The following is a 15,497-nucleotide window of genomic DNA, read 5'->3' on the forward strand; positions in this document are numbered from 1 at the left end:
GTTAGTTGAGACGCAGGCGGCGTTCGGCGAAGACGTAGAGCGGTCGCCAGAGGGTTCTGTTCAAAAGCGTGACGAAGAGCGACATGACCGCGATGCCGAGGATGACGCGCTGGTAGTCGCCGGCCTCCGTGGCCTTGGCGATGTAGGAACCGAGGCCAAAGGCCTCGAGCTTGGTGTGGCCCCAGCTCACCACTTCGGCGACGATGCTGGCATTCCACGAGCCGCCCGATGCCGTCAGCGCGCCGGTGACGTAGTAGGGAAAGATCCCCGGCAGAATGGCGCGCCGCCACCAGGTCCAGGACCGCAGCTGGTAGACCGAGCAAGCTTCCTTCAGATCCGTCGGAAAGGCACTGGCGCCGGCGATAACGTTGAAGAGGATGTACCATTGCGTGCCGAGCACCATCAGCGGCGAGAGCCAGATGTTCGGGCTCGCTCCGGTCGCGACGATTGCTATGACCGCGAAGGGAAACAGCACATTGGCGGGAAAGGCCGCGAGGAACTGCGCCACCGGCTGAACACGCTCGGCAACGGCTGGCCTGAGGCCGATCCAGACGCCGATCGGTACCCAGATCACGGACGCCACCGCAATCAGCACAAGTACGCGCAGCAGCGTGACGAGACCGCCGCTAAAGGCTTCCCACACGTCGCTCCATGTGAGCGTCTGGCTCACGAAGGCAAACGCAGTCCAAATGCCCCAGATGCCAACGACTGCGATCAGGACGAACCAGGCATAGTCCAGCAACCGTGTAGCCACGGCATTGTTGTGCCTGACGACCGGCGCCTTTCGGGGCATAGCCGGCAGTCGGACGAGCATCAGGCTGCCCCATGCCCAGGCAAGCGGTCCCATCAGGTATTTCAGCAGGCGCGTGCGCTGGATCAGCGAATAGACCCATGAGCGGGGCTTTTCCTGCCCCGCCGTCTGCTCGAAGCGGAATTTGTCGGCCCAGGCGACGATCGGCCGGAATAGGAGCTGGTCGTAGAGCACGATGACGACGCCCATTGCGAGGACTGCCCAGCTCACCGCTGCAAAATCCTGCTTGTCGATGGCAACCGCCAGCCAGGAGCCGAGGCCCGGCAGCTGCACCGTGGTATTGCCGACGGTGATCGCTTCGGAGGCGACGACGAAGAACCAGCCGCCGGACATCGACATCATCGTGTTCCAGATCAGCCCGGGCGCCGAAAAAGGCGCTTCCAGCCGCCAGAACCGCTGCCAGGCGGAAAGACCGAAACCACGGCTCACCTCGTCGAGATCGCGCGGCACAGTTCGCAGCGACTGATAGAAGGAAAAGGCCATGTTCCAGGCCTGGCTGGTGAAGATCGCGAAGACCGACGCACATTCGGCGCCAAGCTGGCTTCCCGGGAAGATCCCCATGAAGAAGGTGACGGTGAATGTCAGAAAGCCCAGCACCGGCACGGATTGCAGGATATCGAGGGCAGGGATGATGATCATCTCCGCCCGCCGGCTTTTGGCGGCCAGCGTTGCGAAAACGAAGGTGAAGACGAGCGAGGCCCCGATTGCCGCGAACATCCGCAACGTCGTGCGCAGGGCATATTCCGGCAGCCGCGCGGGATCGAGCGAGATGGGGGTGTTTGCCAACCCGTCCAGCGGCGCCCGCATTTCGGCAGCGCCATGCACAGCGAGCACGGCCAGCGCCGCGACGAAAGCGAAGGCGACGAGATCGTAGCCGTTCGGCAAAATGCGGGTTCGTGCCAGTTCGGCAACGGCGCTGTGCCCCCGGCGATCATTGGAAAGAAAGACCATGTGATGACCTCATGGAAAAATTGGAGAGTGTCGGCGAATATGCCCGCGTGATGTGATGGCGGTCGCAGTGGGGGCTACGCCGCCTGATGATTATCCGTGCGACGACTGCCATCCTCGTCGAGGGGCGCGCGGTCTTGCGTGGTCCAGAAGCACTCCAGCTTCCCCGTCAGCGGGCTGGTGTGCCAGACGGTGACAAGGGCCGGGCGCGGCTGTTCCGAATGGGCGGGGAGTGTCCGAATAGCTGGAAATTTGGATGCGGGCATTCGTCCGCGAAAAAGAACGATGTTGTTCATGGTTCACCTCCTCGGTCCGCCGACGGCGGGTCCGGGCGGCGAACCGGGCAGGCTAGGCCCGACCGGCGCTCGCCCGGGCGATTGCGCCGGGAGCGTTCCAGGTTGTTGCGATGACCATCCGGCCACGGCCGGATGCCGCAACCGGATAGCGACTAGAGTAGCTGTCCATTGGCTTCTTGATCTGTTGTTTCGGTAACCCCGCGCGCTGCGTCGTGGGGCATGGCCGTGATGTCATGGAGGGGATGAACGGTCAATCAGGCGTTGGTGCACCGCGACTATACCTTGGTATAGGCGGGGAATGTTTGCGCTGTTGATCAAGCCAATCGGGGCGGCAAGAGCCGCTGCTGCAATCGGGCGACTAGCCGGAGATCAATATCTGCCGGGCAGTCGATGTCAGCCTTTTGCCGCCGTCAGGCGTTACCACGACTGTTTCGCTAAAGCCAAGGCCGCAGGCGCTCGCATAGACATGGAAGACCATTCCGTCCTCCAGCGGCCAATTCTCCGTCGGCAGGAACACGCGGGAAAAGTCGCTTGTGCGCGGCGTGCGCGTATAGAGACCGAGCGTATAGGCCGTGACATTGTTGTAGGCAGGCCGCCATCCCTCCGCGACGAGGCCATTGCGAACGATGGCGTCCACATCCCGCGCGATAGCCCCGGGCTTCATGGTCGCAATCTGTTCGTCCTGCAGCGTGACGATGCGAGATACTGCATCGCGGAGCCGGGACGCGGGCTTGCCGATGATGATCGGCCGCATCAGACGTGCGCCGTAGCCGCCGATGCGTGGGATCAACTCAACGTGCAGTATGTCTCCCTCGCTCAGCACGTCATTCTTGAGCGCACCATGCAGAAACTCGTGGCTGCCGCTCGCCTTGACGATTGGTCCGGTCTCACCCGTATCGGCGCCCTCCCGCAGGAATGTCGCGGCTGCAACCGCTGCCGCATCGCGGGTCGACATGCCCGAGCGGATTGTCTCGGCGATGGCCCGCATGGCCTTGTCGGCAATGGCAGACGCATCCGTCAGAATCGCGACCTCGCGCGGCGATTTGATCCAGCGCAAGCTGTCGCTGATGCCGGGAAGGGCGATGAATTCCGCCCGAGGCAGGCATGTCCTGAGCCTGGCGGCCGTATGGGCACTGAAGCTATAGGCATTGATATCAGCGCCGATGCGGGCGTCAGCGAAACCATAGGCGCAGATGCTGTCCGCGACGGCCTGATGAGGATCATCGACATCTGCAAAGCCGATCACATCCGCGATCCAAGTCTTTTCCCGACAGGGCGCTTCGTCGAGTTCGCGAAGTACGAACCACGGCTGTCCGTGGCGTGGAAGCAGGGCGGCGCGGTACATGGTTTCGGAGACGGTATAGCCCGTCAGCCAGGCCAGCAGCTCGCCGCTGTCGATCAAAAGGAGATCGACAGCGGCGGCGTCCATTGCGGCATGTGCCTTGGCAATCCGCCAGTCATATTCGTCACGAGGGAACATGCGGCCTCAGGCGATCTCGCAGATGTCGAGAATGGTGAGCATGTAGACGCGGATCATGTCGAGATAGTCGATGATGTCGACGCGCTCGTCCGGCATGGTGTTGTAGCGCCCGCCTGGACCGCAGACGATGCCTTCCATGCCAAGCTCGTGATAGAGATGGCCGGCATCTGTGCCGTAAAAGCGGGTTGGTGTGATCGCACCGGTCGGCTGCTTCTCGCCGCGCACGGCCTCATAGGCCGCGTTGATCGACGTAACGATGCGCGAGGTCGGCGACACCTCGAAAGGCGGCATCAGCGGACGTCCTTCGATCATCTCGGGAACCAGCTTGGCCTTGAGCCCTGGAAAACGCTTCTCAAGTTCGACGAGTTCGCCGGCGAGATCGGCGAGAACGCCTTCCTGTGTCTGGCCGGGTGCGTAGCGGGCCGAGCCCCGAATGCGGACGAAGTCGGAGACCTGCGGTGGCCGCCATTCCTCGAGATCGCGTCCGAGAGCGCCATGGACGACGCCGACATGGCCGCGGTTGATGGAGCGATGCACTTCGCTTCTCGCGCCGCTGAACGTCATGGCGTTGATGCGCGGAATGATGTCGCAGGCGGCGGCGATGGCATCGACGGATTGTTCTCGCTTGGAAAGATGTCGGGTGTCGCCGGTAAGCTCGATGACGAAGCTCAGCGCTGCCGCGTGCATCGTCACGGCGGCGAGGTCGCTCGGCTCGCTGTTGATGAAATAGTCGGCCTTGACGCCGCTGCGGATGGCCGCGAGCGTGCCGACGCCGCCCTGCAATTCACCGACCACATAGGTCAGGATGATATCGCCCTTGAGCTTCACGCCCGCATCCAGCAGCGTCTTGACGGCGCAGAAATAGGCCGCGTCGCCCGCCTTCATGTTGGAAACGCCGATACCGTAGATGAACTTGTCATCGACGAGGCCGCCCCAAGGATCGACAGTCCAGCCTTCGGTCACCGGATTGGTATCGAGATGGCCGTTGAACAGCAGGCTCTTGCCGCCGCCCGATCCCTTCAGGCGCCCGATGGCATTGAAGCGCTGACCGTCGTCGAAAGGCTGCAGCTCGGACTGGAGGCCGAGCGCTGCCATCTCGCGGGCCATGATGCGGGCGAGTTCGCGCTCGCCATCGGTCTGGGAATGGCTCTTCTGGCGTACCATGTTCGACAGGAAGTCGAGGCAGCTCTTCTCGTCGATTGTGCCGACGAGCGATTTCGGGTCCATTATATGCTCCTTGCTCTGCAATTCTAAATGGATGTGCTTGCGAGCGCCGGAACCGCCGCGATCAGCTGGCGGGTATAGTCGGCGCGGTCAGGGCTGGCGATTTCGTCTGATGGTACGACCTCGACAAGATCGCCGCGGTACATCACGGCGATGCGATGGGCGATCTGGCGGACGAGATTGAGGTCATGAGTGATGAAGAGAAAGGCCGTGCCGTGCTTGCGGTGCAATTCCAGCAGCAGCTGCACGATCGATGCTTGCACCGAGACATCCAGCGCCGAGGTGATCTCGTCGCAGATGACGAGCTTCGGTTTCGAGGCGAAGGCGCGGGCAATGGCGACGCGCTGTTTCTCTCCACCCGAGAGCTGATGCGGATAGCGGTCGGCATGGGTGCGCGGCAGGCGAACCTGTTCCAACAGGTCGCCGATCTGTTGCGACAGGGAACCGCCTTCACCCGCGCCATAGAGTTTCAATGGTCGAGACAGGATTTCATGGATCTTCTGCCGGGGATTGAGCGAGGCGTCGGGGTGCTGGAAGATCAGCTGGACATCCTTGCGATAGCTCCTGTCCATGTCGGCAAGGCCGGTGATTGTCCGCCCGGCGAAGGTCATCCTGCCTTCGAACGGATTGAGCCCAGTCATCGCCTTGGCGAGCGTCGACTTGCCGGAACCGGATTCTCCGACGATGCCGAGGATTTCGCCCGGCTGCACAGTGAGGCTGATGGCGCGATTGCCGGTGAAGCGCTTGAAGGTGCGGCCCGTCAGCGCCGAGAGAAACGGCTTGCGACCGTAATGGACGCTGACATTCTCGACCTCCATCAGCGGTTGGGTCTGATAGGTCGGGCGCGTCTCGACCAGCCGGTTGGCGGGTCGCGGCACGGCGGCAAGCAGCTCTCTGGTGTAATCCTGGCGCGGTGCCTTGAAGATATCGTCGATGGCGCCCTGTTCGACGATCTCGCCGCGCCGCATCACCGCCACGCGCTTGGCCGTGCGGGAGAGCAGCGCCAGATCGTGCGAGATATAGAGCGAGGCGACGCCGGTCTCCGCCTGAAGATCGAGAAACAGATCGAGGATCTGCCGTGAGGTGATGACATCAAGCGCCGTCGTTGGTTCATCGAAGATGATGCATTGCGGATTGCAGGCAAAGGCCGTCGCGATGACGACACGCTGCTTCTCTCCGCCCGATGCCTCATGCGGCATGCGCTGCATCATCTGGGTCGGGTTCTTCAGGCCGACGCGGGCAAGCATCGCCTCGCCTTCGCTCCATGCCTGTCTCTTCGTAAGTCCGCGGTGACGTCTCAGCGCCTCCGTCAGCTGCGTGCCGAGCGAAAGGGTGGGGTTGAGCGAGGTGCCGGGGTCCTGGAACACCATGCTGATCTGCTTGCCGCGCATGCGGTTGACTTCGGCCGGCGATCTCGCCGCGAGGTCCTCGCCCTGCAGCCGGATGGCGCCGGCGACTTCGCGGGCATTGTCCGGCAGGTAACGCATGATCGACCAGGCGAGCGACGTCTTGCCCGAGCCGGATTCGCCGACAAGGCCGAGGATTTCCCCGGCCGCGATCTCCAGGTCGATGTTCTTCAATGCGTGGAAGACGCCGTTCACTGTCAGATAGTCGAGCGAATAGTTGCGGATCTGTAGAACGCTGTTTTGTGCGAGTTCGCTCATCTCATCCTCCCGTGCGCGGGTTGAGAGCATCGCGCAGGCCATCGCCAAGCAGGTTGAAGCCGACGGCGACGATTGCGATCGCCAGGCTCGGCCAGATCAGGATGCCGGCGCTGATATGCATGTATTGGCGCGCTTCGGAGATCATCAGTCCCCATTCCGTTGCCGGCGGCTGGGCGCCGAGCCCAAGGAAACTCAGTGTCGCGAACAGCATCACTGCGAAGGAAATCCGGATGGTCGTCTCGACGATGATCGGGGCGATGACGTTGGGCAGCATTTCGCGCAGAATGATGTAGGACGAGCTTTCGCCGCGGGCGATTGCCGCACTGACATAGTCCTGCTTGCGGATGGAAAGGGCGACGCTACGGGTGATGCGGGCCATGCCGGGCGCAAAGGCGACGGCGACCGCCACCAGCGCATTGATGCTGCCGGAGCCGAGCAGATTGACGATCAGAAGCGCGAACAGAAGGTTCGGGATCGACATGATGGCATCGATCGTTCGCATGATCATCTCATCGGCGCGACCGCCAAGATAGGCCGACACCGTACCGATGAGGGCGCCGGCAAAGGTTCCGGCCAGGGTGGCGACGACCGCCGTGATCACGGTCGCACGGGCGCCGATCAGCAGCCGGCTCAGAATATCGCGGCCATACTGATCCGTTCCGAGCAGAAAGGTCATGCTCGGTCCCTTGTAGCGGGCAAGGATCGACATGGCTTCGGGGTCGCGGGGGGCGAGCCACGGCCCGAATGCGACGACGATGAACACCAGAACGATCAGGATCAGGCCGGTGGCGCCCTGCGGCGTACGCAACAGCCGCTTGAGAAGATCAACCATATTGGATCCTCTTGTCGAGCCAGGCATAGAGAAGGTCGGCTGCGAAGTTGACGATGGAATAGGTGGCGGCCATGAGGAGGACGCCGGCCTGGATGGAGGGCAGGTCGCGCGTCTGGATGGCGACGATGAGCTGCCGCCCGATGCCAGGAATGGCGAAGATCTCTTCGACGACGATGATGCCGCCGAGCAGATAGCCGACATCCAGCGCAACGACGGTGATGGTTGGCAGCAGTGCGTTACGAAGGGCGTGGCCGAACAGAACGCGTGAACCGGAGAGGCCCTTCAGCCGTGCGGCGCGGATATAGTCGGTATGCAAGACATCGACGAGTTCCGAGCGCACCATGCGCGAGACGTGGGCGATGAGGATGATGGAGATGACGCAGACGGGCAGCGCCAGATGCGCGATGCCGTCGAGGAAATTCTCGGTGAGCGGCACATAGCCGGTCGCGGGCAGCCATTTCAGCCAGTCGGAGACGACCAGCACCGCGACCGTCGCCGTCACGAATTCGGGGAGCGAAACGCCCGCATAGGACACCAGGCTGACGAGCATGTCGGTCAGGCGCCCGCGCCGCATCGCGGCGATGACGCCGAGTGGAATGGCCAGCACCAGCATCAGGCCGATCGACAGGCAGGCGAGCAGCAGTGAGCGCCCCAGCGCTTCGAACATCACGGGACCGATGGGCTGGCCGGTGCGCAGCGAATGGCCGAAATCGCCGTGTAGGACGCCACCCAGCCAATGCAGATATTGCAGCCACACGGGGTCGTTGAGGCCCATCTGTTGGCGCAGGGCGTCCAGCGCCTGGGCGGTAGCGTTTTCCCCCAGCATCATCACGGCGGCATCGGCCGGCAGGACCTGGGTAATGGCGAAGACGACGAGCGACACGACGAAGAGCGTGTAGACGATCATCAATAGTCGCTTGATCAGATAGTGCGGTGACAAGGGCTTGTTCCCTGGCGTTCCTGAGCTGGGCTGCGGATTGCGCGGCCGGCCTTTGAGCTGCGTCGCGCGCCGGAGAGTGACGCGCAACGCCTATATCGGCTCCGTGCCTCTACGAGGTCAGCTCCGCTTCGGCGCCTTGTCGGTCAAGGCGGTGTAATCGAGGCGGAAGACGGATGCGCGCGGATGGACTTCAAAGCCCGAGACCCAGTCGCGCTTGGCCGCGAGCACATCGAAGAAGACCGGTATGATCGAGGGCACCTCCTCGTTCATCAGCTTTTGCGCTTCCGCGTAGAGTGCCTTGCGCTTGGCCTCGTCGGTGATCCCGCGTGCTTCGTTGACGACCTTGTCGAAGGCCGCGTTGTTCCAGCGCGTTTCATTCCAGGCGGCATCCGAGGTGTAGAGAAGCTTGAAGATGGCGTCGGCCGTCGGCTGCATGTTGTAGAAGCCGACATAGAAACTGCCCTTCTTCCAGACCTGATCGAGATAGGTGGCGTGCGGCATCGTCTGGACGTTGATCCTGATGCCGGCTTCCTTGGCCATTTCGCGCAGCGCCACAGCGAGCTGTGTCCGTTGGCTTGGCTTGTCCGAGGCGATCAGAGTGGCTTCGAACCCATCGGGATAGCCCGCTTCGGTCAGCAGCTCCTTTGCTTCCTCGATATTGGCCTGGCGCAGCGGCAGGTCAGAGTAGAAATGGTAGGAAGAGTTCAGCGGCGTGTCGTTGCCCGGTGTTCCAAAGCCTTCGGTCACGAAATCGACCATGGCCTGCCGGTCGACGGTCAGAGCGAGGGCGCGCCGGACGCGGGGATCATTGAACGGCTTGGTGTCGCAGCCGAAATTGATGTTGCAGAACTGGCCCGACGGGATGCGCAATGCATTGACGCCCTGGGCGTCCTTCATGCGCAGATATTCGGTGGGCTGGACAGTGGAGACGACGTCGATGTCGCCAGCCAGAAGTGCGGAGGTCTGGGCTGACGTATCCGGGAAAACCTGGATTTCCACGCGGTCGAGATAGGGACGCTTCGGATCGTAATAGTCCGGATTGCGTTCGACGACGATCAGGCGGTCGGGCTCATAGGACACGAGCTTGAAGGGGCCGGTACCGTTCGCTGTTGTCGACAGCTTCTTGAAGTCGCCGGTCGCGATCGAGGCGGGAATGATGCGGGCCACCGTATAGGCCATGGCGACCGGGAAGTCGGCATAGGGATCCGAGAGCTTGAAGACGGCGGTCAGAGGGTCGGCAGCCGTGACATCGGCGATCGGGCCGACATTGTTGCGGGCCGGAGACGCATTGTTCGGATTGAGGATCGCCTTGAAGGTCTCGACGACGTCGGTCGCGGTGAAGGGCGAGCCGTCATGGAATTTCACGCCTGCGCGAAGCTTGAACGTCCATTCGGTCAGCGCATCGTTGGCGCTCCAGGATTCGGCAAGGTCCGGCTCGATGGTCATATCGACCTTCAGTCGCGTCAGATTGCTGTAGAGCAGCTCGGTGACCATGTATTCCGGATTGACGCGGGTCAGAAGCGGATGGATCACGCTTGCCGCCTGGTCGACGGAGATCCGCAATGTTCCGCCCTTTGCGGGCGTGGCAGTCTGGGCAAGGCCGAGAGACGGTGCTGTCAGAAGCGCCGCCGTTCCGGCCAGAAAATGACGTCGGTTCAACTTCAGCATCTGGTGTTCCCCTTATTTTGACGCGGAATAGTCTGGAATGAGATCGGCGGAAAAATCCTGCGCGAGGTAGGCGAGAATGCTTTTCGCCAGGGCGATGATATCCGTCGTTGTCGTGTGTTCTTCCGGGCTGTGGATGCAGCTTTCGGGACGTCCGAGGCCCCCGAGCAGTATCTCCTGCATCACGCCGGTCCGTTGGACGTAACCGAAATCCGAGCAGCTCGCGGCCCCCCACTTGCTGAAGTCGGAGGGCTGGTAGCCGAAACCGAGGCTCAAAGCCTTCTGCCAGCGCGGCCAATGGGGGCCATCGGGGTCTGCCGTTGGGATCAGGTGGCCGACGACGTCGATGTCGAAGCTAAGGCCTGGCGTTTGCGCCACGCATGCGCGCACCAGATCCTCGAGTGTGGCGCGCGCCGCATCATAGCTTTCTTCCGGAGCGTAACGGCGGCTGACGAGGATCTTGACCTCGGCCGCGACCTGCCCGCCCGACGTGCCACCGTTGACGGCGGATATGGACAGCTGCGGCCGCAATGGGCCGCTCGCATGTGGTGGCGGCGGCAGTTTGGACTCGAAAGCGGCGATCTTCGGCTTCAGCGCCTGGAGTGCATTGAGAAGGGGGAGGGCACCCTCGATGGCATTGACGCCCGAACCGGTGCGATTGCCTTCGCCGGCATGAACGGCATGCCCTCTGATGGTGATCTGAAGGTGAAAGACACCGAAGCAGCCGGCCCAGATGCGCGGCGCGGCCGAACCGTTGAAATTGACGATGTGCCCCTTGAGCATGTTTTGTTCGGCAAGATAGCGGATACCGGGATAAAGCCCGCCTTCCTCATCCGTGCACAGCAGCAGCATGGGATCATAGGCAAGCTCGACGCCATGCTCTTCGGCAGCGCGCAGCGCAAGCAATGTCGCGGCGATCGTCCCCTTCATGTCGGTGGCGCCCAGCCCGAAAAGCTGGTCTCCCTCGCGCGTCAGGCCCAGTGGGTTACGCTGCCAGCCCGGCGCTACGGGAACGGTATCGACATGATAGTAGAGGCCGCAGACCGGCTTGTTTGCCGGACGTTCGGCGATCAGATTGACGCGCTCTCCGCAAGCCGGGCCGTTGGCGACACGCCATAGCGCGTCCGGCACCGTGACGCGCCTGGTGTAAAAGCCCAGGGGTGCCAGCAGTTCTTCCATCAGGTCCGAAAAGGCAGGGTAGCCCAAGCCCGGTGGAAAGGAGGTGTCGATGGCAATCATCCGCGCCAGATCCTCGACCGCCTTTTCGACATCGCGTTCGATTGCCGCCAAGGCGTTTGCAAATGATACCGACTGGGGTGATAAGGCTTGATTGCTCACGTTGAGTTCCGAAAAAGATGCGCGGAATGGAGGCTTTTGCTATTCTCGTATTCATATAAACTATATAGTAATGATGCTTCCTCGCCTTCCGTGAGTCAACTCCAAATAAGAGGCAATTAATTGCGCGAAATGCCCAATTTTTTAGCAGATACATCGCGAGCGGCGGAGTTATCCCTGCCGCTCTATGAGGTGGTCAAGCGACAGATCACCGAAGCGATCATGATGGGCAAATGGCCGGCTGGGACCATCCTGCCGAGCGAGATCGCGCTGTCGCAGATGTTCGGAGTGGCGGTCGGCACCGTCCGGCGGGCTTTGGCGGATCTGACCAATGAGGGATTGCTGAGCCGCCGGCGCAAGACGGGGACGGTCGTGACGGGGCGCACGCCGCAGCACAGCCTGCGCTTCTTCTTTCAGTATTTCCGCCTTCATGGCCTCGACGGCTCGCTGCAGAATTCCACCTCGGAAATCCTGTCGCTTGAGAAGCGCCTGGCCAGCCAGGACGAGAGCGCGAGCCTGCAACTGGAAAGCCCGACGGAGGTGATCACCTTTCATCGCCTGCGCAGCGTCGGCGGCGTACCGGTCATGCATGAGGTCATCACGCTTCCGGCGCACTTGCTGCCGGGCTTCCCCGAGAAGAAAGAGGACATTCCCGCGCTGCTCTATCTGTTTCTTCTCGATCGCTATGGCATCCGCATTTCCGCGGTTCGCGAACAGATTGCGGCAACGCTTGCGACGGAAGATGATGCCCGGCTGCTGAAGCTCACTCTGCCGGATGCCGTGCTAACGATCGATGAGGTATCCTACGATCAGTCCGCCGCCCCGGTCCTTGTCGCGCGCCATCGGGCGACGACGAGAAGCCACCGCTATGTGCATGAGGTTCAGTAGGGCGGAGAGGGCTGATCACGCAAGGCGCCCCAGAGTCGCCCCTTACATGGCGAGATAGGCCTGGCGAATATCCTCGCGGCTTTCGAGTTCGGCAATGGTGCCGGAATATCGGATACCGCCCTTTTCGAGAATATAGGCGCGGTCGGATATCAGCCGGGCGAAATGCAGGTTCTGTTCCGATAAAAGGATGGACAGTCCCTCGCGTTTCATCGTGACGATCGCATCCGCCATCTGCTCGACGATCTTGGGCGCCAGCCCCTCGGATGGTTCGTCGAGAAGGATCAGATGCGGATTGCCCATGAGAGTGCGGCCGATGGTCAGCATCTGCTGCTCACCGCCGCTCATGTTACCGGCCGGCCTCTTACGCATGCCGCCGAGGTTCGGGAAAATCTCGTAGATGCGCTCAGGCGTCCACACAGCGTGCTGGTCGCGCGCCGCCTGCCGTCCGACTTCGAGATTTTCCTCCACCGTCAGTCCAGTGAAGATGCGCCGGTCTTCCGGCACATAGCCGAGCCCCTTACGGGCGATGTCGAAGGGAGCAAGCCTGGAAATATCCTCGCCGCGAAACCGGACTTCTCCCTGTTTCGACATCAGCAGGCTCATGATCGATTTGAAGGTCGTCGATTTGCCGGCGCCGTTGCGGCCAAGCAAGGCGACGACTTCGCCTTCGGCAACCTTCAGCTCCACGTCAAACAGGATATGGGCGGGTCCGTACCAGCTATTGAGACGCGATACTTCCAGCATCAGCCCTCCGATCTTTTGGCGTAAAGCGGGCCGGAGCCGAGATAGACGGCCTGGACATCGGGATTGGTCCGGATCGCGTCCGGCGATCCCTCCGCGATGATCACGCCGCGATTGAGCACGAGGATCCGCGACGCATGTTCGAAGACGATATCCATGTCATGCTCGGTGAAGAGAACGCCGATCTGTCTTTCCTCGACAATCCGGGCGGTCAGCTTCATCAGCTCGATACGCTCCCGCGGGGCCATTCCGGCAGCCGGCTCATCCATCAGCAACAGCTTCGGATCGCCGGCGAGTGCAATGGCAAGCTCGAGGCGCTTGACGTCGCCATAGGGTAGCTCGCGACAGGGGCGATCGGCATGGTCGCCAAGACCGATCAGGTCGATCAGCGCTTCGGCTTCGCGACGGAATTTTCGGTCCAGCCGCCCGAAGAAGCCGGTCCATCCCGAGAGATCTCCGGCATGCGACAGGATCGCCACCTGCACATTCTCGCGAACGGTCATGGAGAGATAGACTTCCGCGATCTGGAATGTCCGGCCGACGCCGAGGCGGAAGATCCGGGCGGGCGAAAGGCCTGACGTATTGAGCCCGTCGAGAACCACCGATCCGGCATCGGGCTTGATCTGTCCGTTCAGCATGTTGAAGCAGGTGCTTTTCCCGGCGCCGTTTGGGCCGATGAGCGCCATTAACTCGCCACGGACGAGCGAAAAAGAGACGTCGGTGACCGCCTTGACGCCCTGATAGCTCTTGCTCAGATGCGATACCGACAGAAGCGGCTGGCTCATGGCGCATCTCCCATCTTGGCGACCGGCTGCGAAAAGATTGCTGGTTGCTGCTTGCGAGTACCCATGATGCGCCCCAGCGTGCCGACGATCCCTTCCGGAAATGCGACGACCAGGAGGATGATGAGGCCGCCGAGGATCATGCGGGAGAGGTCGGTATTGCTCATCAGCCAGATGGAGGCAGTCTTGTAGACGATCGCGCCGACGATGCCGCCCGACACCGTGCCGAAACCGCCGAGCAGGACCATGACCAGCCCGTCGATCGACATCGGAATGCCGAGCACATCGGGAAAGATGCTTCCCTTCTGAAAGGCGAGAAGCGAGCCGGCAAGGCCGGCAAAGAAGGCCGAGACGACGAATGCCGTATGCTGGACGGTGCGTCGTGGAATGCCGGTTGCCGCCGCGCGCTGCGGTGAATCCCTGAGTGCCCTCAGGGCATGTCCGAACGGCGCAAAGGTCAGATAGCGAATGCAGCCAACCGATAGCACGGTCGCCGCCAGCGCCAGCCAATAGAAGGCCTTGGCTCCGCTCGCCCAGTCAGACGGCCAGACGCCGACGATGCCGTTGTCGCCGCCGGTGACGTCGACCCATTGGTAGGCGATCGACCAGAAGATTTGTGCGAAGGCCAAAGTGAGCATGGCGAAATAGATGTTGGACAAGCGAACGCAAAACCACCCCGAGACGAGAGATATGGCAGCCGCAACCACAGGCCCGATGACGAGGGCGAGCTCCATCGGCGCGTCGAGCCACTGGACCGATAGTGCCGCCCCATAGGCGCCGAGGCCGAGGCTTGCCGCATGGCCGAAGGAGTCCAGCCCTCCCACCGACATCATGAACTGAAGACTGGTGGCGAAGATCACGGCGATCAGGACTTCGCTTGCGACCCCAAGGCCGTAATTGCCGAGCACCAGCGGCAGCAGGACCGCGCCAAGGATGAGCACGCCGGCAGCAGCGCGGCTGCGTGGGCCAAGTGGCTGCCACGTCGTCCTTGCCGCATAGCCGGCACGGGAGGCCGGCAACGGCTTGCCGAAGAAGCCCCAGGGACGCAGGACAAGGACGACCGCCATGACCACGAACATCAGCACCAGCGAAATACCCGGGAACACCAGGATACCGAAGGCGTTCAGCTCCGAGACGACGATGGCGGCGAGGAAAGCGCCGCCGATGCTGCCAAGCCCGCCGATCACCACCACCACGAAAACCTCCGTTATGACGGACAGATCCATGAAATGAGTAACGGCATCGCGCGGGATTTGCAGGCCGCCGCCGAAAGCGGCCAGGAAGACGCCGAGCGCGAAGACCCCGGTGAAAAGCCACTTCTGGTTCACGCCAAGCGCGCTGACCATGTCGCGGTCCTGGGTGGCCGCGCGCACCAGAATGCCCCATCGTGAGCGGTGCAGCAGCAGCCATAGCAGGCCGAGAACGGCGGGTCCGAGGGCAATGAGCACGAGATCATAGGCGGGAAAGGGCCGACCGAGGATCTCGACGGCGCCGGACAGTCCGGGCGCCCGTGGCCCGACGAGATCTTCCGGCCCCCAGATCAGCCGCACGCCGTCCTCGACGACGAGCGTAACGCCGAATGTGGCCAGAAGCTGCAACAGTTCGGGAGCGCGGTAGATGCGGCGCAGCAGCAGGATTTCCAGTAGAGCACCGCAGATTGCGACGATGGCGGCGGAGACAAGCAGTGCTGCCCAGAAGCCGAAGGCGCTCTCCCAGCGGGTCGTCAGGCTATAGGCGATATAGGCGCCAAGCATATAGAAGGCGCCATGGGCGAAATTGACGATGCGGGTCACGCCGAAGATCAGCGATAGTCCGGAGGCGACCAGGAACAGCGAGGCGGCATTGGAAAGCCCGGTCAGGAACTGCAGAAGATAAAGGTCCAACGGAGGCT

Annotated in this window: 13 protein-coding genes; 1 reads left to right on the forward strand and 12 read right to left on the reverse strand. The window is 62.2% G+C overall.

The genetic code is table 11. The annotated features are described in order from the left end of the window. Position 1 precedes the first annotated feature (1 nt). The 9 genes from RRH01S_RS15865 to RRH01S_RS15905 all read right to left on the reverse strand — a co-directional run bounded on the left by RRH01S_RS15865 (position 2) and on the right by RRH01S_RS15905 (position 11,198). Positions 2-1,762 (reverse strand): ABC transporter permease, encoded by a 1,761-nt coding sequence (locus RRH01S_RS15865; RefSeq protein ID WP_042472867.1) that lies wholly within the window; start codon positions 1,760-1,762, stop codon positions 2-4. 74 nt (positions 1,763-1,836) lie between these two features. Continuing rightward, positions 1,837-2,055 (reverse strand): hypothetical protein, encoded by a 219-nt coding sequence (locus RRH01S_RS15870; protein ID WP_042472870.1) that lies wholly within the window; start codon positions 2,053-2,055, stop codon positions 1,837-1,839. 358 nt (positions 2,056-2,413) lie between these two features. Beyond that, a complete protein-coding gene (locus tag RRH01S_RS15875) occupies positions 2,414-3,535 on the reverse strand; it encodes a M24 family metallopeptidase (protein WP_042472873.1) in 1,122 nt (373 codons plus the stop codon). Positions 3,536-3,541: 6 nt separating this feature from the next. Continuing rightward, complete coding sequence (locus tag RRH01S_RS15880) at positions 3,542-4,762, reverse strand: M20 family metallopeptidase (protein WP_042472876.1); 1,221 nt, start codon at positions 4,760-4,762, stop codon at positions 3,542-3,544. Between the two features lie 23 nt (positions 4,763-4,785). Further along, complete coding sequence (locus tag RRH01S_RS15885; protein ID WP_042472879.1) at positions 4,786-6,423, reverse strand: dipeptide ABC transporter ATP-binding protein; 1,638 nt, start codon at positions 6,421-6,423, stop codon at positions 4,786-4,788. 1 nt (position 6,424) lies between these two features. Further along, the gene (locus RRH01S_RS15890) at positions 6,425-7,255 is read right to left on the reverse strand and encodes an ABC transporter permease (RefSeq protein WP_007700613.1); all 831 of its coding nucleotides are present in this window, start codon (positions 7,253-7,255) and stop codon (positions 6,425-6,427) included. Continuing rightward, positions 7,248-8,195 (reverse strand): ABC transporter permease, encoded by a 948-nt coding sequence (locus RRH01S_RS15895; RefSeq protein ID WP_007700620.1) that lies wholly within the window; start codon positions 8,193-8,195, stop codon positions 7,248-7,250. The genes RRH01S_RS15890 and RRH01S_RS15895 overlap by 8 nt, the downstream gene beginning before the upstream one ends. Before the next feature lie 117 nt (positions 8,196-8,312). Continuing rightward, on the reverse strand, positions 8,313-9,863 hold the full coding sequence (locus tag RRH01S_RS15900; protein WP_042472883.1) for an ABC transporter substrate-binding protein: 1,551 nt from the start codon (positions 9,861-9,863) through the stop codon (positions 8,313-8,315). Between the two features lie 12 nt (positions 9,864-9,875). Continuing rightward, positions 9,876-11,198 carry a M20 family metallopeptidase gene (locus tag RRH01S_RS15905; protein WP_042472886.1) on the reverse strand — a complete coding sequence of 441 codons (1,323 nt, stop codon included), beginning with the start codon at positions 11,196-11,198 and terminating at the stop codon, positions 9,876-9,878. Between the two features lie 129 nt (positions 11,199-11,327). Between RRH01S_RS15905 and RRH01S_RS15910 the strand changes: the two genes are divergently transcribed. Next, on the forward strand, positions 11,328-12,083 hold the full coding sequence (locus RRH01S_RS15910) for a GntR family transcriptional regulator (protein ID WP_012649878.1): 756 nt from the start codon (positions 11,328-11,330) through the stop codon (positions 12,081-12,083). A 42-nt stretch (positions 12,084-12,125) separates the two neighbouring features. Here RRH01S_RS15910 and RRH01S_RS15915 read toward each other — a convergent pair whose 3' ends face one another. The 3 genes from RRH01S_RS15915 to RRH01S_RS15925 are packed head-to-tail and all read right to left on the reverse strand — an operon-like array spanning position 12,126 to position 15,489. Next, entirely contained in the window at positions 12,126-12,830 is a 705-nt protein-coding gene (locus RRH01S_RS15915) for an ABC transporter ATP-binding protein (protein ID WP_037221778.1), read from the reverse strand. After that, on the reverse strand, positions 12,827-13,609 hold the full coding sequence (locus RRH01S_RS15920; protein WP_042472890.1) for an ABC transporter ATP-binding protein: 783 nt from the start codon (positions 13,607-13,609) through the stop codon (positions 12,827-12,829). Before RRH01S_RS15920 ends, RRH01S_RS15915 begins: the two co-directional genes overlap by 4 nt. Continuing rightward, positions 13,606-15,489 carry an ABC transporter permease gene (locus RRH01S_RS15925; protein WP_161990906.1) on the reverse strand — a complete coding sequence of 628 codons (1,884 nt, stop codon included), beginning with the start codon at positions 15,487-15,489 and terminating at the stop codon, positions 13,606-13,608. Before RRH01S_RS15925 ends, RRH01S_RS15920 begins: the two co-directional genes overlap by 4 nt. Between the last annotated feature and the right edge of the window lie 8 nt (positions 15,490-15,497).

This window comes from Rhizobium rhizogenes NBRC 13257 (assembly GCF_000696095.1).
Lineage (GTDB): Bacteria > Pseudomonadota > Alphaproteobacteria > Rhizobiales > Rhizobiaceae > Rhizobium > Rhizobium rhizogenes.

Excerpts from the sequence above, each read along its gene's own strand:
- RRH01S_RS15870 (WP_042472870.1), bottom strand. The coding sequence starts at position 2,055 with ATGAACAACATCGTTCTTTTTCGCGGACGAATGCCCGCATCCAAATTT.
- RRH01S_RS15880 (WP_042472876.1), bottom strand. The coding sequence starts at position 4,762 with ATGGACCCGAAATCGCTCGTCGGCACAATCGACGAGAAGAGCTGCCTC.
- RRH01S_RS15900 (WP_042472883.1), bottom strand. The coding sequence starts at position 9,863 with ATGCTGAAGTTGAACCGACGTCATTTTCTGGCCGGAACGGCGGCGCTT.
- RRH01S_RS15890 (WP_007700613.1), bottom strand. The coding sequence starts at position 7,255 with ATGGTTGATCTTCTCAAGCGGCTGTTGCGTACGCCGCAGGGCGCCACC.
- RRH01S_RS15875 (WP_042472873.1), bottom strand. The coding sequence starts at position 3,535 with ATGTTCCCTCGTGACGAATATGACTGGCGGATTGCCAAGGCACATGCC.
- RRH01S_RS15865 (WP_042472867.1), bottom strand. The coding sequence starts at position 1,762 with ATGGTCTTTCTTTCCAATGATCGCCGGGGGCACAGCGCCGTTGCCGAA.
- RRH01S_RS15910 (WP_012649878.1), top strand. The coding sequence starts at position 11,328 with ATGCCCAATTTTTTAGCAGATACATCGCGAGCGGCGGAGTTATCCCTG.
- RRH01S_RS15885 (WP_042472879.1), bottom strand. The coding sequence starts at position 6,423 with ATGAGCGAACTCGCACAAAACAGCGTTCTACAGATCCGCAACTATTCG.
- RRH01S_RS15920 (WP_042472890.1), bottom strand. The coding sequence starts at position 13,609 with ATGAGCCAGCCGCTTCTGTCGGTATCGCATCTGAGCAAGAGCTATCAG.